The organism is Pseudomonas sp. p50(2008) (assembly GCF_015351605.1).
Taxonomy (GTDB): Bacteria; Pseudomonadota; Gammaproteobacteria; order Pseudomonadales; family Pseudomonadaceae; genus Aquipseudomonas.
Genome location: NZ_JACMYF010000001.1, coordinates 116643 through 137147, shown reverse-complemented (window position 1 = coordinate 137147; position 20505 = coordinate 116643). Strand labels below are relative to the sequence as shown.

The window sequence follows — 20505 nt, the reverse complement described above, 5'->3', positions numbered from 1 at the left end:
CGCTGTTCCTACAGTCGCCGGCCAACGGCGACTGTGGAGCGGTTGCCGATCTGTGGTCGCTTCGTTCGAAGCGATTGCGCCTGTGTTCAGCGTTAGAGAGCGCATATGGCCATCAGTCAATTTTCCTACAGTAATATTCCTCCCGAGGCGGAAGCGCTTCGCACCGAAGTGCGGGCGTTCATTCTCGACACACTGGCCGATTACCCACCGACCTTGAGTGCACAGTCCTGGATGGGCTTCGACGCTGAATTCAGCAAGAAGCTCGGCGCGCGGGGCTGGGTGGGCATGGCCTTGCCCAAAGCCTACGGCGGTGGCGAGGCGGGTCCTTTTGCACGCTACGTGATCATTGAAGAATTGCTGGCCGCCGGTGCGCCGGTATCGGCTCACTGGATCGCCGACCGGCAAAGTGGGCCGCTGATCAATCGCTTCGGTACCGAGCAACAAAAACAGCACTTTCTTCCAGCCATTTGCCGGGGTGAAAGTTACTTCTGCATTGGCATGAGCGAGCCCAATTCCGGCTCGGACCTGGCTTCGATCAAAAGCACTGCTGTGCGTGATGGCGATAGCTGGCTCGTCAATGGCCAGAAGGTCTGGACCACCAACGCGCACCATTCGCAGTACATGATTGCCCTGGTGCGTACCGGTGAGAAACAAGCGGCCCGGCATGAGGGCATGTCGCAATTCATCGTCGACCTGAGCCTGCCCGGCATCACCATTCGCCCGATTCGCGACCTGGCCGGTGGCGAGCACTTCAACGAAGTGTTCTTCGACAATGTAAGGCTACCCGCCGACGCTTTGATCGGCACTGAAGGGAAGGGATGGGACCAGGTGACCGCCGAACTGGCCTTCGAACGCAGCGGCCCTGAACGCTTCCTCAGTTGTATGGCGTTGTTGAAAACACTGATCGACGCGGTGGGCAAGTCCCCTGACGCACTACAAGCGCGGGAGATCGGGCGACTGTCAGCCAAGCTGCTGACGCTGCGCAATATGTCGTTGTCGGTCACGGCACAGTTGGCAGCGGGTGAACATCCAGCCTGGGCGGCCTCCTGTGTGAAAGACCTTGGCAATGCTTTTGAGCAGGAAATTCCCGAAGTAGCCCAGCTGTTGCTGGAAACCGAGCCACGGCAGGACGGCGGCAGCGAGCACGCACGCGTGCTGGCCTACCTGACACAGATGGCGCCCTCATTCTCACTGCGCGGGGGCACTCGCGAAATTCTGCGCGGCATCATTGCCCGCGGCCTGGGGTTGCGATAATGCGCGAGATATTCGAAGCGACGATTGAACGCCTGTTTGCCGATCTGGCGACGCCGGCTTATGTGATGAGCTGTGAAGGCGGCGAATGGCCGGCCGAGTTATGGGCTGCGCTGGACGAGTCGGGCTTCACCCTGGCGGGTGTCACCGAAGCGCTGGGCGGCGCTGAGGCCAGTTGGGCCGATATGTATGTGCTGATCCGTGCCGCTGGGCGCTTTTCAGTACCTGCACCTTTGGGTGAAGCCCTGCTCGGCAATTGGCTGCTGAGCAGGGCTGGCCTGGAGGGCAGGGCAGGTGCCATCAGCGTGGCCGCCAACGCCGATCTGGTACTTGAGGGCGAGCGCGTTTACGGCACCGTCTACTCGGTCCCTTGGGGGCGCAACGTTGAAGCGGTCGTCGCCATCGCCAATAGCCCAACCGGCGTGGCGCATGTGGTGCTGCTGTCGCGAATCGCGGCGAGTGAACTGACGTTGAGTCTGAATGTGGCAGGCGAACCGCGCGATGATTTGGGTTTCACCAGTGCCCAGGTACTGGCACAAGCACCGTTGCCCGGCGGGCTCGACGCCAACGTCCTGGAACTGGGCGGCGCGATGCTGCGCGCGGCGCAGACCGCCGGGGCTTTGCACGCCCTACTGGACATGACCGCCAACTATGCCGGTGAACGCAAGCAGTTCGGCAAGGCAATTGGTTCTTTCCAGGCCATTCAACAACAGCTTGCAGTGTTCGCTGAGCAGGCTGCCGCCGCCGGCATCGCGGCCGAGGCGGCCTTCACGGAATCCAGTGCGGGGCTCGCGGCGCTGACCATTGCCGCGGCAAAAATCAGCACCGCAGAAGCCGCAAGCGTCGGCGCAAGCATCGCCCATTCAGTGCATGGCGCCATTGGCTTTACCGAGGAATATCCGCTGCATCTGCTCACCCGTCGGTTGTGGGCGTGGCGCAGTGAATTCGGCTCGGCCAGCCTTTGGAGTCAACGCCTGGGTACTCAGATATGCCAAGGCGGCAGCGATGGATACTGGCCCTTGCTCACCAGCCATGGCCAACAACCCTTAACCCGTCTCGCGAGTAATCCGGTATGAGCCCGTTTCTACAGATTGAGCGTGAGGGCGGCATCGTCACCGTGCGCATGAACCATCCCGACACGCGCAATGCCCTGACGACGCGCGAGCAGATCCAGGAGTTTGTCGATCTCTGCGCTGAACTGCGCCGTGACATGTCGGTACGGGTAATGGTGCTTACCGGCAATGGCAGCGCTTTCTGTGCCGGTGGCAACGTCAAGGACATGCACGAGCGCGGCGGCATTTTCGCCGGCTCGCCGTATGAACTGCGCAATACCTACCGGGACGGCATTCAGCGTATTCCCCTGGCGATTTATGAGCTGGATATCCCGGTGATCGCCGCGGTTAACGGCCCGGCGATCGGTGCGGGCCTCGATCTTGCCTGTATGTGCGATATCCGGCTGGCGGCGCCCAAGGCGATCTTTGCCGAGAGTTTCGTGCGTCTGGGCATCGTTCCGGGTGACGGCGGCGCCTGGCTGTTGCCGCGCATCATTGGTATCCCTAAAGCCAGTCTGATGGCGTTTACCGGTGACGCTATCGATGCAGCCAAGGCGCTGGAATGGGGGCTTGTCGAGCAAGTCTGCACCCACGAAACGCTGCAATCGGAAGCGCAGGCGCTCGCGCGCCGAATCGCCAGCAACCCGGGTCATGCGTTACGCCTGTGCAAGCGTCTGCTGCGCGAAGGCCAACATATGCGCCTCGATTCGCTGCTGGAATTGTCGGCGGCGTATCAGGCGTTGGCGCATCACACCGAAGACCATCATGAAGCGGTGGCGGCTTTTGTCGACAAGCGCGATCCCAATTACCAGGACCGCTGATTACCCATCGCCTAATACAAGAATCGATCTGGAGTAAGCAAAATGCGTGGCGTATTTCGAGAAGACCACAACATGTTCCGTGATCAGGCCCGCCGTTTCGTCGACCGCGAAATCGTGCCCTACCTGCATGAGTGGGAAAAAAACGGCATCGTTCCCAAGGAAGTCTGGCTCAAGGCCGGTGAGAACGGCTTGTTATGCTCCACGGTGCCTGAAGAATACGGTGGCCCCGGAGGCGACTTCGGTCACTCGGCGGTGATGATCGAAGAGCTGGCGCGGGCCAACGCTACCGCCGTGGGTTTCACCACCCACTCGGAAATCGTCACGCCTTACATCGTTGCCTATGGCAGCGAAGAGCAGAAGCAGCAATGGCTGCCACGTATGGTCAGTGGTGAGTTGATCGGCGTCATCGCCATGAGCGAGCCGGGTATCGGCAGCGACCTGCGTGCCATGCGCACTTCGGCGCGGCGTGACGGTGATGACTACATCGTCAACGGCCAGAAGACCTTTATCACCAACGGCGGCAATGCCGGACTGGTGGTCACCGCCACCAAGATTGATCCGGCGGCCAAGGAACTCACACTGATCTGCGTTGAGGAAGACCGAGCCGGCTTCGCCAAGGGGCGTCTGCTGGAAAAGATTGGCCTGAAAGGGCAAGACACTGCCGAATTGTTTTTTGATGAAGTCCGGGTGCCCGTCGGCAATCGATTGGGTGAGGAGGGCATGGGATTCAAATACCTGACTCATCAATTGGCCTGGGAACGCCTGATCATCGCGATCCGTGCCGCGCAATCCATCGACACGCTGCTGGAAGAAACCATCGGCTACACCCGGGAGCGCAAGGTCTTCGGAAAACCGGTGCTCGACTTCCAGAACACCCGCTTCAAACTCGCTGAAGCCAAGGCCCAGGCCACCATGCTGCGGGTGTTCGTCGACGACTGTCTGGCCAAAGTGATGCGCGGTGAACTGACGCCGGAAATCGCGGCAATGGCCAAGCTGCTGGGCTCGGAGATGCAAGGCAAGCTGCTTGATGAGTTTCTGCAATTACATGGCGGCTACGGCTTCATGAGCGAATACAAGATCAGCCGCGCCTGGGTTGACGCCCGGGTCGCGCGCATCTATGGCGGCACCTCTGAAATCATGAAAGAAATTATCGGCCGTACCCTTTGAAGCACATTTGCATGAGGCAAACAGATGAGTAATTCCCTTTACGACATTTCGCTGAAGCAGATCGATGGAAGCGTCCGCACCCTTGGCGACTATCGGGGCAAGGTCCTGTTGGTGGTCAATGTCGCTTCAAAATGCGGGCTGACCCCGCAATACGAGGGCTTGGAAAAACTGTACCAAGACAAAAAATCCCAAGGCCTGGAAATACTGGGTTTCCCCGCCAACAACTTCAAGGAGCAAGAACCGGGTAGCGATGTGGAAATCGTTGAGTTCTGTTCAGTGAACTATGACATTCACTTTCCGTTGTTCTCGAAAATCTCGGTTGTCGGCGCGGACCAGCATCCTCTCTACGCCGAGCTGACTGCTGCACAGCCCGAGTCCACGGGTGAAGGTCCTTTCCGAGAGCGCTTGACGGGTTATGGCATCAAGTCAGACAACACAACGGACGTACTCTGGAATTTCGAAAAGTTTCTGATTGATCGGCAGGGCACGGTCGTTGCCCGTTTCGCTCCAGACATCGCGGCTGATGATCCTCGTTTGCTTGAAGCAATCGAAGCTCAATTGGTCCAAGAGGCGTGAAGCGGTGCTGACAGTCGATACGGTTAGCGCGCTTCGTGCGCTCGTGGCCCGTGCACGAGGTGAAAACAAGAAAGTCGCGCTGGTGCCGACAATGGGCAACCTGCATGACGGTCATATCGCCCTGATTCATTGCGCAAAGCAGCGAGCCGATTTTGTGGTCGCCAGCATCTTCGTCAATCCACTCCAGTTCGGGGCGAATGAGGATCTGGCCAACTATCCTCGGACCCCCGACGCCGATCGCGAAAGACTGGTCAACGCCGGGTGTGATGCGCTGTTTGCCCCTGCTGTCGAACAGATCTATCCAGATGGAATGCTCAATCAGGCCATCGTCAGTGTGCCGAACGTGTCTGAAGGTCTTTGCGCTGCGGCACGTCCTGGTCACTTTGATGGCATGGCCACTGTCGTCGTCAAGCTGCTGAACATTGTTCAGCCAGACGTGGCTGTTTTCGGGGAAAAGGACTATCAGCAGCTGGCAGTCGTCCGCTCCATGGTCAGGGATCTGAATATGGTGACTGACGTTGTCGGTGCACCGACGATCCGGGCCGCGGACGGCTTGGCATTATCGTCGCGCAACGGCTATCTGAGTGACCATGAGCGTTCGGTGGCCCCCGTCCTTTACGCTTGTTTGAAGCAAATGGAGGCGAGTATCCAGGTTGAGGGGCGGGTGACTGAGCACCTGTTGATTGAATGTCATCAACGTATAAGCGACGCCGGTTTTCAGCCGGAATACTTTGAAGTCAGGAATGCTCAGGATTTAAAACCTCTGACCAGCTCCGATACTCACTTTGTGATTCTTGTGGCGGCGCGCATCGGCAAAACGCGGCTCATTGACAATCTGACGGTGGACCTTCGGCCATCAAAAAGATCACCAGAGGAACAACACCCATGAGCCTCTATCGAGCGTTCACTGTTCTTGGCCTGTGCCTTGTCTCTCTTGTCGGCATGGCTCAACAAGCGCCAGTGGATGCCTATGGTGCCGACACCCAGCGTGCCAACGCCTTGCTGTTAAAAGCTGTCGCCGAATACAAAGCCAAGGGCGACACCGCCCTGGCTGAGTTCAGTCGCCAGGGAGCCTATGTCGATGGAGAGCTGTACATCTACGTTGTCGATACCTCCGGCGTGATGCTTGCCAGCGGAGGGCCTTCGGTTTCACTGGTCGGAAAACCGGTGGTCAACGTTCTGGACGACGACCTCAAGGCTGCATTCCAGCAAGCGATTTCGCAGCCAGACGACGGCATCGTGCGTAGCGCCGAATACCGCTGGTGGAACTGGCAACACGGTAAGGTCGAGCGTAAGCGCGTGTTCTATCAACGTGTGAAAGATCGGGTGATCTCCGTGGGTTACTACATGCCACGGTCCAGCCCTGAACAGGCACAACAGCTGCTGCGCCAGATTTCGGCGCAAGTTGCCAGCGACGCAAAAGCCACTGTCGGGCGCATTAATCAGCACGATAAGCAGCTCACCCAGGATGATCTCTATGCCTTTGTGGTGGACCTGAAAACCAGGCGGTTCATCGCTCACGGCTTTTCGCCCCGGCTGATCGGCACCGACTTCAAGTCATTGCGCTCTACCGACGGCAAGCCGATTGGCGAGGACATACTCAAGCAGATGAACACGCATGAAGCAGGGGAGATCACTTATCAATGGCGTAACCCTATGACGGGGCAGAATGAATACAAGAGGACTTTTCTGCAGCGGGTTAATGGATACGTCGTCGCCGTGGGCTGCTATGCAATCAAGTGATCAAAACAGGGACCACCGGCGCCCGCAGCAAGGAGTGTGCGCATGACTGATTTAGTATTGCTGCATGGCGGCAACCATGGCTCGTGGTGTTGGAAGCCTTTTGTGGAGGCGTTAAACCAACAACCCGGATGTTTCAAACGAGTGATCACTCTGGATATGCCTGGGTGCGGCAAGAAGCGCGGTCGAGATGTTGCGTCCCTGCGGCTCGACGATGTGGTCAAGGAGCTTAATGACGACCTGCATGCACTCGGTGTGAACCAGGCCGTGTTGCTTGGGCATTCCATTGCGGGGGTCGTGCTGCCAATGATGGTGTTGGCTGCTCCGCAACTATATTCGCAGCTGGTTTACCTGGCCTGCGCATTGCCCAGTGAAGGCCAATCGATTCTGGAGTTACTTGGCACAACGCTGCATGGCGAAAGCCCGGAACATGTCGGCTGGCCGCTGGACCCCGCGCACACAACCCCTCAAGCGCTGGCGGTGGCCATGTTCGGTCAGGACTTGAGTGAGCAAACCATGAGTTGGTTGTTAAGCGAAGCGAGCCAGGACACGACGCCACTCTGTGTGGCGACAGACTCCATCAGTCGTGCGGGATACCTGGGAATGATTCCGGCGAGTTACATCATCACACTGCGCGACAACATCCTGCCCGTCGACTGGCAACGCCGTTTTGCGCAACGTGCTGGCGCGGGCGTGGTTATCGAGATAGATACGGCGCACGAGCCGTTCGTATCACACCCGCAGCTACTGGCGGATGTCATACGAGGTATAGAGCGGCATGAGTGATGAGCGATATCGGTGTTTCAATCCGTAGCAACGGCAAGGCAATCCGCAGCGATTGGTTGATCCTGTCCATTATCAGCTTCAACTTTATCTCGTACATATGCAGTGGCTTGCCGCTTGCGGTGTTGCCGGGCTATGTCCTCAATGACCTGGGCCTGACCTCGGTTTTCGCCGGCGTGGTTATCAGCTCGCAATACCTGGCGACGCTCCTGGCCCGCCCCTTGGCCGGTGGTGTGGCCGATCGCCTGGGTGCCAAATACGCGGTTGTGTGCGGGTTCAGTGGCTTGATGTTGAGCGGCGCCCTGACGGCGCTCGCCATTATCCTGCCCACCCAACCCTGGTTGACCCTGACGCTATTACTGCTGGGGAGGCTGGTGTTGGGGGCGTCCACGGCCATGATCTCCACGCCCTGCTGCACCTGGGCCATCGGGTTATGTGGTGCCCCGCGGGCGGCACAGGTCATGTCGTGGAACGGAATAGCGGCTTACGGCGGCACGGCTGTTGGCGCGCCACTGGGTGTGCTGCTGCGCAATTCGATGGGTATCGCCAGTGTGGGGTTGTGCACCGTGTTGCTTGGCTTGGCGTTCCTGCTTTTGGCTCTGGGCAAGCGCCCAGCGCCATTGGTTGCAGGCGCCCGTCTGGCATTTCACCGAGTCCTGTTCGCCGTCATGCCCAATGGCCTGGTCCTGGTTTGCAGCTCGGTGGGATTTGGCGGGCTTACGGCGTTCGTCGCACTGTATTTCGATAGTCTCGGCTGGGATTACGCCGCCTATTGCTTAAGTGGTTTCGGCGCAGGTTTTATCGTTGCCCGATTGTCGTCGCCAGGAATACTGCAGCGATTCAGAGGGTACAAAGTGGTGGGCGGCTGCCTGCTTGTGCAGACATTGGGCATGCTGCTGATATGGCTCGCGCCTTCGCCTGCGCTGGCCATTGCCGGCGGGGCGTTAACCGGGATAGGGGTGTCATGGGTCTATCCGGGGCTTGGGGTGGAGACTTTGGCTAGCACTCCGGCCGCGAACCGTAACTCGGCGCTCAGCGCCCTTTCATTATTCTTCGATATTGCAGTGGGGATGGCCGGTCCGGTGATGGGCCTGGTTGCGTCAGGTTTTGGTTTTGCTGCGATATTTCTCTGTGCAGCACTGATGTCGATGGGCGGGTTTCTGGTAGTGCTCTGCCTATGGCGGAAGGGGCGTATACGCGATTAGTGTTAGTTGTTTAATAGCATACCTCTGTTTCACATAACTGACGTGCAAGTAAGCTCTCCGACGATCTGTCAGCGGGAAAATAACAGAACCAGCTATACCGCTATTGGCCGATTGCTGCGTGTCATGTCGGGTCGGAATCGACCCGAACCGAGCTCTCAGCGATATATACATAACTACAAGGAGTTCAGCGTTATAAGAATTCGACTTATGACGACGGCAGAGTCTCTGCGGCTGCGTAGTCTGGAAAGGACATCATCGACTCGACCGGAGGATGCTCGTAGGTTGAGGAAAGAACGGCACTGAGCCGATCGCCCAACAGGTTCCAGGCGCTTTTCTTCTCTTCGGCATAGTCGTGATGCAGGTAATGACGCCTCACCCTAGAGCCGGCCAACACATGATTTTGGCAGCGATCGATGACGTCCAGGCTGACCCCCAAGGCCTGCATCATGGTCGCGCCGGTACGGCGCAGGTCATGCGGGGTCCAGTCACCGTTCTGGCCGTCAGCAAGCACCAGGGTATCGTCATGACGCCGTCTAGAGAGGGCCTTACGGTTTTTGAACCGAGCCTGACGATCGCCGACCTGTTTGCTCACCACTTTCACATCCACATGCCCATCATCCTGCTTGTTGGGAAAGCACCATTCAGAGTTTCCCGTCAGCGTCTTGAGTTCCTGAAAGAAATGCAGGGCAAATGACGAGAGGAACACATGGTGGTCCTGTTTCTTGCCCCGGGTGCCTTTGACGTTTTCACTGGGGAGGAACCAGGTCTGCCGGTCAAGATCGACATTTTTCCATTCGGCCTGGAGCAACTCGCCAATCCGGCACAGCGTACCCAGGCTGATCCAGAGTGCGAGTTGGGTTTCTTTCTTTAGCGGCCGTATGCCGTCGTATTTTTGCCCGGCGGGCAGGGCGTTGTAATCGGCAGTCATTTGCTGGAAGCGGTTGTGCAGTTCCAACAGCTCAGCCGGTGAAAGGATGCGGCTTCTTTCGGCCTCGTAGTCGGCTGGGATCAGAGGGGAGATGTCGACCAGTTCCGTCGGATCGCCCTCGATCAATAAGGCCCGCCAGGGCTGACGTTTTCTGGCCCAGCTGAACATCTGAGTGAGGTCGGCGAAGAAACTGATGGCTTGCCGGTGAGCGCCGCGGTTGACCACGGCGCGGATCAGCGCCCGAACATCGTGTTCGGAGACGCTGCTCACCGCGGTCTTGCCGAGTGCCGGATAAAGGTCCTTGTTAAAGCGTCGTTGCAATTCAGCATTGCCATCTTTCCGCGCTACGCCATCCAGCAGCCACGCGCTGGCCAGATCCTGGACGGTCAGCGTTTTCACCTTCGTCGTTTTTACTTGTTCAGCCTCTACGTTAGTAGCGGCGTATGCCTGGGCCTTGGCGGTTTTCTTTTGCTCGCTGGGATTGATCTGCTCATCAATGAGCGCCCGGGCCTGGTTGCGGGCCTTGCGGATGTCCGTCAGGGATTTGCGCGGCCAGGTTCCGCAGGCGTACTCTTTGTTTTGATTGCCCCAGCGATAACGGTAGAAAAAGCTGACTGACACGCCGTCCTTGCGGACTGAGATTCGACCGGCGAGATTACCATCCTCGCGGAGGATCCGGCCGGCATCATTGACGGTCAGCGACTCAAGTTCTTTGATGGTGATTTTGGCCATGAAATGGACTCCCCCTACTTTTACCCCCACAAAAACGTCGGCTCTTGATGGACGTTCCTGGACTCTCGTAGAGCAGAACATCGCTGGAGCTCAAGTAAATACTAGCTTAGAAAAATCCAGAGTAAAATTTTGGAATCTTTCAAGAAGTATGAAAAAGGAGATGGGGTGCTAGGGGTAGAGTGTTCGAATCACTCCGTCCCGACCATATAATTCAATGACTTAGCCCAATCTGAAAAGGTTGGGCTTTTTCATGTCTAAAAAATACTCCAGCATTTACTCCCACAGATATCTTGGAACTCGGAGATATGCGTAAGCGGTCAGCCATCACACCTTGCTGACCAGTTCCCAGTTGTGCGGCAGTAGCTCAGCAATCGCGCGCAACTCTGCGTCGTCAGCTGTTGCAACTCCTTCAGATACTCGTATGGATCATGCTCGTTGAGTTTGGCCGACTGGATCAGCCTCATTAGCGCAGCCGCGCGCTTGCCGCTGCACCGCGATCCAGCAAACAGCCAGTTCAGCTCCGGTCAAAACCACATCAGCATCCACAGCCGACTACGACAGTTGCTTTTTTTTTGTTCATTGATTCGCTGGTCCCTTGATGGCCAAAACGCTGCAAGGCACCTGATACAGATCATGCTCCGTTGTACTGCCAACCAGCTTGCCCACCCCTTGGTGATGGGTATTTCCCATTACGAAGACATCCGCTCGAGTATGAGTCGCAAAGTCGACCATTGCTTTGGTTGGCGGTCCTGCAATGAAGTGTTGTCGCTCAGGCGGCACGCCGTGGCGTTCAGCCAAGGCAATGAAGCACTTTTCAAGTGACCGGCGCACGTCGTTGCTGAAACCTGGAATCGTCACGGCGCCAGCACCTGCATCAGAGAAATGTGTGTGTGTCAGTTCATAGGCATACAGCATGTGCAATTCAGCCTCACATTGCGTCGCCAATTCGTTCGCCGCCTGAATGACGCTGTCGTTGATTCCGCTGATCTGACCCTCTGGATGTGATGGATCAACCGCCGCCACAATCACCCGAGGAAGCGGACACCGGACTTCGCTGACCAGATGTATGGGGGTCGGACATTCACGCAACAACTGCCAATCCAAAGGCGTAACGAATACGCGTTTGAGCGCTGATTCATGATGTACGTCCTTGATGATCATGTCCGGCTGCATTTCAGCCACATGCCCAAGGATCTCTTGCAGCGGGTCACGGGTCAATGCAACTTCGGTGGTCACATTGATGCCCTTCCTGCGCAGGAGTTCGGCCTCATCCGTCAACCACTGCAGGTTCTCCTGCCGGCAACTCTCACGAAGTTGTTCACTGTTGCTCATTAACCGCATAAGGTCGAAGTCTTCGATGAACACCGCGATATGCAGCGCCGCGCCTGTGGCATCGGCCAGCGCGATTGCCCGCTCCATTGCCGGCGAGTGACGCATGGTTGGACCTGCGATCAGAAAGAGTCGTTGATACTGCCTCATGTGGCACCTCCAAACGTTCTGGGTTATCCGCTAGCGCCCCCAGCACTCTCACTTGTCCCACCATTGGCGATCTCTTATCGCCTAACTACCTGGATCGACACTATCAATATACGCCAGCATTACCGGCTTATCAGTTTTCAGACCGGCGCGCCATGCTCCTCGCCTGGCGTCGCACCGGAAGCCATGCAACTGCCGGTAGTTGCGCACCTGAATCAATACTTCGTAAAAATCGAACTATTGGCAACGAATAAACGATTTTTGTTGATGTAAAAGGCTCGTTAGCATGACTCCTTCAGCCTATTTCTGCTTCATGCGGAGACAGTAAATGACCGCCATCAGCGTCGGCCAACCCTGGATGTGGGCCGCCTTCATTGTGTTCGTCCTTGCCATGCTGGCGCTCGATCTGTTCGTCTTCGGCGGACGCAAGGCGCATCGTGTTTCGGTCCGCGAGGCGCTGGTTTGGGTCATCGCCTGGATCAGTTTGGCGTTGGTCTTCGCTGTCCTGCTCTGGTGGTATCTGCGCAGCATGTTCGGCGCCGAAGTGGCCCAGCGTACAACGCTCGAATTCCTGACGGGCTACCTGATCGAGCAGTCGCTGTCGATCGACAACATGTTCGTTTTCGTGATGATCTTCGGCTACTTCGCCGTGCCGCCAGAGTTGCAGCGCCGTGTCCTGCTCTATGGCGTGCTCGGCGCCATCGTCATGCGTGCCGGTATGATTTTCGCCGGTGTCTGGCTGGTGCAGGAGTTTGCCTGGCTACTCTATGTCTTTGGTGCTTTCCTCGTCATCACCGGCATCAAGATGCTGATCTTCGCCAACCAGCAGCCAGACCTCGAAAAGAACCCTTTGCTGCGCTGGCTGCGTAGCCATATTCGAATCACCGACGCCTTTCACGGCGAGCGCTTCTTCGTGCGCCAGAACGGCCTGCGCTGGGCGACGCCGATGTTCCTGGTGCTGGTACTGATCGAGGCCAGCGACCTGGTGTTCGCGGTGGATAGCATCCCGGCGATCTTCGCCGTCACCACCGACCCCTTCATCGTGTTCACCTCTAACATCTTCGCCATCATGGGCCTGCGCGCACTGTATTTTCTGCTTGCCGACATGGCCGACCGCTTTCACTTGCTCAAATATGGCCTGGCCATCGTACTGGTGTTCATCGGCGGCAAGATGCTGGTCGCGCCGTGGTGGCACGTGCCGATCCAATGGTCGCTGATCACAGTCGGCGGCATCATCCTGGTTTCGGTCCTGTTGAGCCTGTCTTTGACGAAGAGCAAAACACGGGTTACGGGAGAGCAATGAAGAATCAGAGTTGTTGGCGCCGATGCGGTTTTGACCCACGCTATCGAAAACAATGACCTACCCGAATACTTGGTAATCGATGCTCTTACGCGTACCTTCACAAACCGTCTGAGGGTTACCTGAAGTCAGCAGCTTTGTTCAAAAAATGCACCAGCATCAACAATTAAATGCGGAGTGGGCCTATTCGTAACGCACCTATCCAATCGACTCAAGACATCGAATCGCTCAAAATTGATGCGACTGAGAGTGAATTTGCAAATAACTACTGCGTTTTGCTCGGCAGGGTATTGCTACGATCCGAACGGCCCGCGTGACAGGTACACCGTCGTCGCGCCATTAGTCCGGTCTGCCCCCCCTTGCCCTTGGTCAACCCCGCTGTTAAGACAGCGTCTGGCGTTTGCGTTGCAAAAAAGGGTGACATTTGTTGGAGAGGCTCTGCGAATCAACAGGCCTCAGATCGCAATGGAGTAGGTGATAAATCTCAAAAACCGTAAAGCTCAATATCTCCAAAAAACTGGAGTTACGAGTACCAACACAGTCAGGATTTCAAGTCTCCCTAGAAGCATTCCAACGGTCAGCAGCCATTTAGCGGCATCGGGTAATGATGAAAAATTACCTGCCGGCCCAATGATCGTGCCAAGCCCCGGCCCGACGTTGCACACCGCAGTAGCGGCACCGCTCAACGCTGTCATCCAGTCAAGCCCAATGACAGCCAAGCCCAAGGCGATGACGGCAATAGTGACGGTGAAGAAAAACGAGAAGGTCAGAAGTGAGCGCAAGATCTCCTCGTCAATGGGATGACCGTTGTACTTCTTCTGAATCACGGCTCGAGGATGGATCAACTGCTTCAGACTACTGACCAGTAGAGCGGCAGCAACCTGAAAACGGAAGATTTTAAGACCACCTGCCGTCGAGCCTGAACATCCCCCGACGAAGGTCAGATAGAAAAAGAGCATGACGGCGAAGCTGCCCCATAACGTATAGTCGCCAACCGCAATTCCGGTGGTCGTGACGACCGAGGTTACGTTGACTGCCACGATACGAAATGCATCCCACCATCCGTAATCGCTGTGAAAACACAGCCAGGTCCCCACAGCCAGCGATGTGACGATCAAGAATCCAATAAATCCGCGTACCTGGTGATCCTTAATCAGCGCACGCCGATTTCCCCGCAATGTCGCGACGTACAAGGTGAACGGGAGGCTGCCCAGAACCATGATGGCAACTGCCACCCAATGCACCGCGGGTTGCGTCCAATGCCCCAGTGAGGAGTCCGAAGTGGAGAATCCACCGGTAGAGATCAACGACATCGCGTGGTTGACCGCTTCAAACGGCGTCATTCCAGCGACCCAGAGCGCCAGAGTTCCGATGACGGTAAGACCCAGATAGAGCACAAGGATGTACGTGGCTGCCATATGGGAACGCGGTGTCACTTTTTCCGACCAGTCTGAGGACTCTGTCTGGAACAGACGCATGCCACCGACTCGCAACAGTGGAAGGATCGCCACCGCCATGCCGATAAAACCGATGCCTCCCAACCAATGCAGCATGGAACGCCATATCAACAAACCGGGAGATGAGCTATCGAGACCGGTGAGTACAGTCGAGCCAGTGGTTGTAATGCCAGACATCGTTTCAAAAAATGCGTCGGTGTAGCTGATATCGCGGATGAACACCATTGGCAACGCTGCGAAGGTGCACACAACGACCCAACTGGCAGTCGTCAGCAGGTACATATCCCTCGGGCGAAGCTGGCCAGTATCCGGACGCCCCCGTGCGATCAACAGCAGGCCACAAATGATGGATCAAACTCGACCAGAGAAAGGCCGACAGATCGTCGTTACGCTCGTAGGCCACCAGCGTGATCATGGGAATAGCCATGCTTACGGCCAGCGTGATCAGAAAAATGCCGAGGATGAAGCCGATAAGCCGAATGGCTGCGAGGGACATAAAAAGTAGCGTTCCAGATTAGCGCCGGACAGTATCGGATGCCTCACTTCAGGCCCCCGTAAATTTTGCGTAAAAGTTCCATGGGCGTTCAGTCAAGCTGCGTAGCTAAGGGTTTGAAATTGCCTGGAGCTAGTGCAATAGGCGTAGACCTGGCGAAGCTTGAGTCTTGTATTGCTTGTGTTCGAGCGGAGGCCGGCCAGGACGAGAAAACCCGCGCTGACAAGGCCGAGACGTTCGCTGCGAAATACAGCGACAAAGTGCCGGCCGGCTCCATCCGCGCAGTCGCTATTGATCAAGCAGTTCCGCTGGCTGGTGGAGTGCTGTCGTAAAACATGATTGTTCAGGCAAAAAAATCCCGCTGATCGCATGGAGGCAATCAGCGGGATTTTCAGAACTACGCAAGTGACAGTGTCAAAGGCTTTGGGCAGTCGAACGTGAGGATCGACGAGCACTGAGCCAAAGGACAGTTATAGGTGGAAATCGCCTGCAGCCTCCGGCTGGTAAAGCACTTTCCTGATCTCAATCCGTCGGGTCCGATCAGAAACTCGCCAGTCGATAGCGTCCCCCTCCTGATAGCCCAGGATGGCAGCACCGATGTCGGAACACACGGAATGCTTGCCGGCATTGCTGTCCGCGTCTTCAGGGTAGACCAAGGCCACTTCGATCTCCTCGTCGTCCAGCTGCAGCAAGGCCCTGGAGTTCATCGTGACGACATTGCACGCCACCTGCTGCGGCTTGACGACAATGGCTCGCTCAAGCTCATGTTCGAGTTCTACAACCGCCGGGCCTTGCTCGAGCGCGATCAGACTCTCGAGCTTGGCCTTGTCGATTTCAGTAATGTAGATCCTGGTGGAGTCGCCAACGGCACCTTCGCGCAAGGACTGGAGATAGCGCCCCGCCGTCATGGAAAATGACTTCAATGTCGGCGTTTCGCTTTCAAGCAGAAAGCCGCTGCGCAGAAAGGCTTTGAGCGAGCGCGCGTTGTCCGGGTGGATCTTGGCGATAAGCTTCTCGGCCCGCATGTCGAGGAAGGCCAGTTTCATGCCTTCGCGGATCGTGCGCGCGCCAAGGTTTCGGCCCCATTTGTCGCTGTCTCCGATGACCAGGACTATCTCGCAATTTGAGCCGGTCTTGATGAGACGGACAAAGCCCACCGGGGCGTCATGCCGGTCATAGGCCATGAAGAATCGGCCGCCCCGGTTGAATAGATGGGTCAGGATCGGCAATTGAGTCCGATCGATGGCTTGCTCGATGGAGCGCGAGACATGACGCGAATCGCTCAGGTAGCAGGTGACGCGCTCATTCTCCAACCAATCCATCAGCGTCAGCGCGTGCGCCCGGGTAATTTCAGGGCACAGCGAAATGAAAGGCTTGTTCATCTTCACCACACATATTTGTAAAGGATGAAAGCCTGTCATGGCTATGGCCATGAGGGTTCTTTCGCCAACCGGCTATTCTAAGACATAACGCGAGCAATGCCGAACAGCCTGGAGAGTTCGAGGAAACCACCGTTTTGCCGGACACCAAAGAGCGACCAGCAGATGGTAAGGAAAGCGCGGATGTGCGGCACACTGTATCGTTAGGTGTGTGAATTCAGGGAGGATTGAGATGTTTTGGTATGGCAGCGAAAAAAACAGGTTCCGGGCTCAGCGTTGGATATCAATTATCGTGCTGTTCTTCGCACTAATGCTTTTGATCTCGAAAATATACCTGTTCGTTGCAGACGACGGATCCGGGTATGAGATATGTAAAGGGCTCGTCGCTACCGGCGTTGGTTTCCTCATGCTTTACCTTTCCAATAAGTGGTGAGAGTAGGCGCCGCTCTCTGCGGCGGATGGGGGCAATTTGATTTTGGCTAGGGCATCACGAGTGACCGCCACCCGCAGTAACCAACCCTGCATCCAGCCCGTACCGTGCCTTTCCTCGTGACGGTTCCCGCCGCGTCCTGAAGCCTTCGCTCCATCAACTTCACCTCGCCGTTCTTCAGCCATCGGCGGGGTGAACAGCCACTCGCGGCAGGCTGAATAGCGGCGGCTGTGAGGCCATTAGCATCGTTGTCGATGCAACGCTTGGCGACGCGTTTCTGAAGCAATTTCCATTCAAAGATATTGACGACTTAGCTGGGGCATAAACTTAGCCCGAATTATTCAGTCTTTGCGCTTTTGATGTCGCTCATGATCTGCTGAGCAATCGCCTCTACCTGCTCTTGAGTCATCGCTGACATAACCCCCTCCCAAGCAGATGAAGAAGTGTCATAGGTGCGGGTGCCGATCAAACGCCCGGACTTCAAATCCGAGTAGTCTGCGCTGGAATTAATCCAGGCGTTACCGACCATCACGCCTGCTGCATAACGCGCGCCGGGTGTCAGGTATCGGAAATTGGTGACGTTGATCTTGATGCCCACGCCGTCGGTCTTTGCGGGGTCTGCTACATGAGACTCGGTGAGGCGGTAACCGGCACGGGTTGCTTCATCTTTCAGGGCTTGGTTCCATTCTTGCCTTAGACGAATCCAGTCCTCGTTCTGCTGAACCTTCCCATTACCCTGGATATTCACCACCAGGTTCTTCTTGGCGGCCTCATCAATGGTCAGCGTTTCAGCGCCACCGCTTTTTACGGAGGCTGCGCAGCCGCTCAGTAGCGATACGGCTACGAGGTATGACAGGGCGAGTATAGTTTTTGTGTTTGTCATTGATGTCCATATCCAGAAGGTTTTGCTGCTGATGCAGCCACGAGTTGCAACTACACCATAGCTCTGAATTTTCACATCGAAGATCAGCTCGCAGGAAATCTGAACGGGAATGTGCGCGGAACCGCCGCGCCCATTCATTGCGCATCAGTCACCACACCTATTCACGCACATCAATCAGATCAAGCACCCGATTTGCCGTGATCTCAGCCAGCATAACGTTGTTGGAAATGCGCTTAGGCCAAAACTCAAATTCTCCACGACTGGACTCTGTTCCGCGAGACAGACTTGGAAAAGTCTAAATGCCAGTTTGGATCCAATCTGCTAGGATCTCTTCACCCGCCTGACTCTGGCTCTTTACCAGGCACGGATTGCCAGGCCAGAGTCGGGCGGGTTCTTGGGGGTATTCAGGCACATGGACAATGAGAAAAAAAACCGTATTCATCGCTTCGCTGGCTGTTTTATCGCTCATCCAGACATCACTGGCTTTCGCGGATAACGTAAACGGAAAAAACCTCTATTTGCAGCGATGTGCCATGTGCCACGGAGCAGATATCAAGGGAACAGGCCCCTTGGCCACCAAGAGCAATCCTCCAACGCCTGATCTGACGACAACCGCCTTCAAAAAACGCTTGAGTGATTATCCAGGCGTTATCGTGTCATCGATAATACTTCGCCCAAACGGCGACTTGATCCCAAGAACCTTGCGCGAGAATGGCGTCAAGGTGGCGCCGTACGCATGGCAGGTGAAAGATTTCCGCGATTTGAATCAATACATGAGCAGCGTGATTTCCAGAAATCGATGATGTCCAGAGGTGAGCTGGCTGAGGTTTTCATTGGCAGTCATCATCACCCGTCCCGTCGCCTGTTCAGGCGAGCCCGGAAATGGAGAAGCGCGCGGCACTGCCTTCTGTCGTTTCAATCGGATCAGTGGTGTCTGCACGCTGATCGCCGGCGTACTTGCCGGTTGGCTATGGCAGACTACCGGATCAAACAGCACGTTCCTCATGGGCGCATTGCTAGCCGCAACCGCGCTGCTCCTGATGCTGTTCAAAAAAATAATACGTGAGCAAACGTGGCTCCAGCAGCGTGCCGCAATTGGCCCTAAAAAGTTCTGCCCTCCCGGAAGACACTGCGTAGGCAGCCTGTTTCGCCCCCGACCATAACGGCGATGACCGGCTGCTTCTGTACTGACTTTCAACCTAAAATAAAAACGAATGGGGTGAGCAGCATGTCCGTACCTCAACAAACCCGATCGGAGAGCGCCAACGGCGGCCTGCAATCGGGACTCAAGCAACGTCACATGGCCATGATCGCCCTGGGTGGTGTCATCGGTGCCGGCCTGTTCGTCGGCAGCGGTGTCGTCATCCAGTCTGCGGGGCCCGCAGCCCTGGTGTCCTTTCTGGTCACCGGCGTACTGGTCATCCTGATCATGCGCATGCTCGGCGAGATGGCCTGCGCCCTGCCGACCGTCGGATCCTTCTACGAATATGCGCGTATGGCCTGGGCGGATCACAAACAGACGAGCCAACTGGCCGGCTTCCTCACCGGCTGGATGTACTGGTACTTCTGGGTGATCGTTGTTGCAGTGGAAGCTGTAGCTGGCGCTTCGCTCATTCAGTTCTGGTTGCCGGACGTACCGGCCTGGGGCATCAGCCTCACGTTGATGATCATTCTGACCCTCACCAACCTGTGCTCGGTCGCCTCGTTCGGCGAGTTCGAGTTCTGGTTTTCTTCGATCAAGGTGGCGGCCATCATGGTGTTCCTGCTTCTGGGCGGGTTGTACCTGTTAGGCATGTGGCCGACTGAAACGCACCACGGGTTGACTTCGATGCTCAGTCACGGTGGCTTCATGCCGAACGGCATCGGCCCGGTGCTGACTGGCGCGGTGGCTGCGACCGGGTTTTATTTTGGCGCGGAGATCGTCACCGTGGCGGCCGCCGAATCGTCCGACCCGGTCCGCTCGGTGGCGCGGGCCACCAACTCGGTGATCACTCGCGTCCTGTTCTTCTACGTCGGCTCGATCCTGCTGGTGGTCACCCTGGTCCCTTGGGATTCGCCCGCCATGCTCACGCCGTATTCCAGCGCGCTGGCAGCCATGGGCTTCGACTGGGCCGCGCACGTGATGAACGCCATCGTGCTCACGGCCGTGCTGTCCTGTCTCAATTCGGGCATTTATGCGTCTTCGCGCATGCTGTTCGCACTGACCAAACGCGGCGACGCACCGCGCAGCCTGGCCAAGTTGTCCAAGAGCGGCGTACCGCGCCGGGCGATCTTCTTCGGCACGCTGTTCGGCTATCTGTCGGTGGTCATGTCGTACATATCGCCAGACACCATCTTCGCCTTCCTGGTCAACTCCTATGGCACCGTGGCGATCTTCGTCTATGTGCTGATCGCCCTGTCTCAACTGCGCTTGCGGGCGAAGCTGGAACGCGAGGCGCCGGAGAAACTCAAGGTGCGGATGTGGTGCTATCCCTACCTGACCTACGTCGCGATCTTCGGCATGCTCGGCATCGTGACCGGCATGGCCTTCATACCCGATCAACGTATGCCGCTGGCATTGGGTGTCGTCAGCCTGGCGATTCTGATTCTGGCGTTCATCAGTCGCACCATCTGGCGGCGGATCAAGGGCCTGCCGGAAATCGTACCGGTTAGCAGTTAGTCGTCAGACTGAAAGGAATCTCAATAAAAGTCGCCGATTGGCGGCTTTTTTTGTGGTCGGCGAAGGCATGTATTCGGTGTGTTTTGATGCGGCGTAGAGGTGCCGCCGGAGAGGAAAAATCGAGTGTCAGTCAGTAAGAGTAAAGCCTGTAACACCTACCTTGTGGCGAGGGG

16 protein-coding genes and 3 pseudogenes are annotated in these 20505 nt (G+C 56.7%); 13 read left to right on the top strand and 6 right to left on the bottom strand.

Going from position 1 to position 20505, the window contains the following annotated elements; all coding sequences use genetic code 11:
- Window positions 1-105: 105 nt before the first annotated feature.
- The 9 genes from H7698_RS00580 to H7698_RS00540 are packed head-to-tail and all read left to right on the top strand — an operon-like array spanning window position 106 to window position 8595.
- Window positions 106-1254, top strand: a complete 1149-nt coding sequence (locus H7698_RS00580) for an acyl-CoA dehydrogenase family protein (RefSeq protein WP_057005057.1) — start codon at window positions 106-108, stop codon at window positions 1252-1254.
- A complete protein-coding gene (locus H7698_RS00575) occupies window positions 1254-2327 on the top strand; it encodes an acyl-CoA dehydrogenase family protein (protein ID WP_057005058.1) in 1074 nt (357 codons plus the stop codon). Before H7698_RS00580 ends, H7698_RS00575 begins: the two co-directional genes overlap by 1 nt.
- A complete protein-coding gene (locus H7698_RS00570) occupies window positions 2324-3124 on the top strand; it encodes a crotonase/enoyl-CoA hydratase family protein (protein WP_057005059.1) in 801 nt (266 codons plus the stop codon). The genes H7698_RS00575 and H7698_RS00570 overlap by 4 nt, the downstream gene beginning before the upstream one ends.
- 42 nt (window positions 3125-3166) lie before the next feature.
- Window positions 3167-4291 (top strand): acyl-CoA dehydrogenase family protein, encoded by a 1125-nt coding sequence (locus H7698_RS00565; protein WP_057005060.1) that lies wholly within the window; start codon window positions 3167-3169, stop codon window positions 4289-4291.
- A gap of 24 nt (window positions 4292-4315) precedes the next feature.
- Entirely contained in the window at window positions 4316-4867 is a 552-nt protein-coding gene (locus tag H7698_RS00560; protein WP_057005061.1) for a glutathione peroxidase, read from the top strand.
- Between the two features lie 4 nt (window positions 4868-4871).
- Window positions 4872-5756 (top strand): pantoate--beta-alanine ligase, encoded by an 885-nt coding sequence (gene panC / locus H7698_RS00555; protein ID WP_126588901.1) that lies wholly within the window; start codon window positions 4872-4874, stop codon window positions 5754-5756.
- Window positions 5753-6610 carry a cache domain-containing protein gene (locus tag H7698_RS00550; protein ID WP_126588880.1) on the top strand — a complete coding sequence of 286 codons (858 nt, stop codon included), beginning with the start codon at window positions 5753-5755 and terminating at the stop codon, window positions 6608-6610. Before panC ends, H7698_RS00550 begins: the two co-directional genes overlap by 4 nt.
- 42 nt (window positions 6611-6652) lie before the next feature.
- Window positions 6653-7393, top strand: coding sequence for an alpha/beta fold hydrolase (locus tag H7698_RS00545; protein ID WP_057005064.1), 741 nt, complete (start codon window positions 6653-6655; stop codon window positions 7391-7393).
- Complete coding sequence (locus tag H7698_RS00540) at window positions 7393-8595, top strand: MFS transporter (protein WP_057005065.1); 1203 nt, start codon at window positions 7393-7395, stop codon at window positions 8593-8595. The genes H7698_RS00545 and H7698_RS00540 overlap by 1 nt, the downstream gene beginning before the upstream one ends.
- A gap of 205 nt (window positions 8596-8800) precedes the next feature.
- On the opposite strand, the gene H7698_RS00535 is transcribed toward H7698_RS00540, so the two are convergent.
- The 3 genes and pseudogenes from H7698_RS00535 to H7698_RS00530 form a co-directional block, all read right to left on the bottom strand.
- A complete protein-coding gene (locus H7698_RS00535; protein WP_126588881.1) occupies window positions 8801-10255 on the bottom strand; it encodes a tyrosine-type recombinase/integrase in 1455 nt (484 codons plus the stop codon).
- A 324-nt stretch (window positions 10256-10579) separates the two neighbouring features.
- Window positions 10580-10770: pseudogene (locus H7698_RS31265) on the bottom strand (transposase domain-containing protein); the annotation flags it as partial.
- A gap of 61 nt (window positions 10771-10831) precedes the next feature.
- Window positions 10832-11734, bottom strand: coding sequence for a universal stress protein (locus tag H7698_RS00530; protein WP_194690345.1), 903 nt, complete (start codon window positions 11732-11734; stop codon window positions 10832-10834).
- Between the two features lie 325 nt (window positions 11735-12059).
- Here H7698_RS00530 and H7698_RS00525 point away from each other — a divergent pair, with 325 nt between their 5' ends.
- Window positions 12060-13034, top strand: coding sequence for a TerC family protein (locus H7698_RS00525; protein WP_194690344.1), 975 nt, complete (start codon window positions 12060-12062; stop codon window positions 13032-13034).
- Between the two features lie 497 nt (window positions 13035-13531).
- On the opposite strand, the pseudogene H7698_RS00520 reads toward H7698_RS00525, so the two are convergent.
- The 3 genes and pseudogenes from H7698_RS00520 to H7698_RS00510 all read right to left on the bottom strand — a co-directional run bounded on the left by H7698_RS00520 (window position 13532) and on the right by H7698_RS00510 (window position 17673).
- A pseudogene (locus H7698_RS00520) lies at window positions 13532-14984 on the bottom strand (TrkH family potassium uptake protein).
- A gap of 467 nt (window positions 14985-15451) precedes the next feature.
- Window positions 15452-16414 (bottom strand): bifunctional GNAT family N-acetyltransferase/nucleoside diphosphate kinase regulator, encoded by a 963-nt coding sequence (locus H7698_RS00515; RefSeq protein ID WP_194690343.1) that lies wholly within the window; start codon window positions 16412-16414, stop codon window positions 15452-15454.
- A 713-nt stretch (window positions 16415-17127) separates the two neighbouring features.
- Window positions 17128-17673, bottom strand: a complete 546-nt coding sequence (locus tag H7698_RS00510; protein WP_194690763.1) for a DUF4410 domain-containing protein — start codon at window positions 17671-17673, stop codon at window positions 17128-17130.
- A 419-nt stretch (window positions 17674-18092) separates the two neighbouring features.
- Between H7698_RS00510 and H7698_RS00505 the strand changes: the two genes are divergently transcribed.
- The 3 genes and pseudogenes from H7698_RS00505 to H7698_RS00495 all read left to right on the top strand — a co-directional run bounded on the left by H7698_RS00505 (window position 18093) and on the right by H7698_RS00495 (window position 20332).
- The gene (locus H7698_RS00505) at window positions 18093-18476 is read left to right on the top strand and encodes a c-type cytochrome (RefSeq protein WP_194690342.1); all 384 of its coding nucleotides are present in this window, start codon (window positions 18093-18095) and stop codon (window positions 18474-18476) included.
- Between the two features lie 90 nt (window positions 18477-18566).
- Window positions 18567-18728, top strand: a pseudogene (locus tag H7698_RS31260) (MFS transporter); the annotation flags it as partial.
- A 173-nt stretch (window positions 18729-18901) separates the two neighbouring features.
- Window positions 18902-20332: an amino acid permease gene (locus H7698_RS00495; RefSeq protein WP_194690340.1), complete on the top strand. Its 1431-nt coding sequence runs from the start codon at window positions 18902-18904 to the stop codon at window positions 20330-20332.
- Window positions 20333-20505: the final 173 nt, after the last annotated feature.

What these genes read in the sequence shown, in the direction of transcription:
- H7698_RS00495 (WP_194690340.1), top strand. Translation starts at nt 18,902, where the DNA reads ATGTCCGTACCTCAACAAACCCGATCGGAGAGCGCCAACGGCGGCCTG.
- H7698_RS00580 (WP_057005057.1), top strand. Translation starts at nt 106, where the DNA reads ATGGCCATCAGTCAATTTTCCTACAGTAATATTCCTCCCGAGGCGGAA.
- H7698_RS00530 (WP_194690345.1), bottom strand. Translation starts at nt 11,734, where the DNA reads ATGAGGCAGTATCAACGACTCTTTCTGATCGCAGGTCCAACCATGCGT.
- H7698_RS00510 (WP_194690763.1), bottom strand. Translation starts at nt 17,673, where the DNA reads ATGACAAACACAAAAACTATACTCGCCCTGTCATACCTCGTAGCCGTA.
- H7698_RS00575 (WP_057005058.1), top strand. Translation starts at nt 1,254, where the DNA reads ATGCGCGAGATATTCGAAGCGACGATTGAACGCCTGTTTGCCGATCTG.
- H7698_RS00570 (WP_057005059.1), top strand. Translation starts at nt 2,324, where the DNA reads ATGAGCCCGTTTCTACAGATTGAGCGTGAGGGCGGCATCGTCACCGTG.
- H7698_RS00525 (WP_194690344.1), top strand. Translation starts at nt 12,060, where the DNA reads ATGACCGCCATCAGCGTCGGCCAACCCTGGATGTGGGCCGCCTTCATT.
- H7698_RS00535 (WP_126588881.1), bottom strand. Translation starts at nt 10,255, where the DNA reads ATGGCCAAAATCACCATCAAAGAACTTGAGTCGCTGACCGTCAATGAT.
- H7698_RS00505 (WP_194690342.1), top strand. Translation starts at nt 18,093, where the DNA reads ATGAGAAAAAAAACCGTATTCATCGCTTCGCTGGCTGTTTTATCGCTC.
- H7698_RS00540 (WP_057005065.1), top strand. Translation starts at nt 7,393, where the DNA reads ATGAGCGATATCGGTGTTTCAATCCGTAGCAACGGCAAGGCAATCCGC.
- H7698_RS00560 (WP_057005061.1), top strand. Translation starts at nt 4,316, where the DNA reads ATGAGTAATTCCCTTTACGACATTTCGCTGAAGCAGATCGATGGAAGC.
- H7698_RS00550 (WP_126588880.1), top strand. Translation starts at nt 5,753, where the DNA reads ATGAGCCTCTATCGAGCGTTCACTGTTCTTGGCCTGTGCCTTGTCTCT.
- H7698_RS00565 (WP_057005060.1), top strand. Translation starts at nt 3,167, where the DNA reads ATGCGTGGCGTATTTCGAGAAGACCACAACATGTTCCGTGATCAGGCC.
- H7698_RS00545 (WP_057005064.1), top strand. Translation starts at nt 6,653, where the DNA reads ATGACTGATTTAGTATTGCTGCATGGCGGCAACCATGGCTCGTGGTGT.
- H7698_RS00515 (WP_194690343.1), bottom strand. Translation starts at nt 16,414, where the DNA reads ATGGCCATAGCCATGACAGGCTTTCATCCTTTACAAATATGTGTGGTG.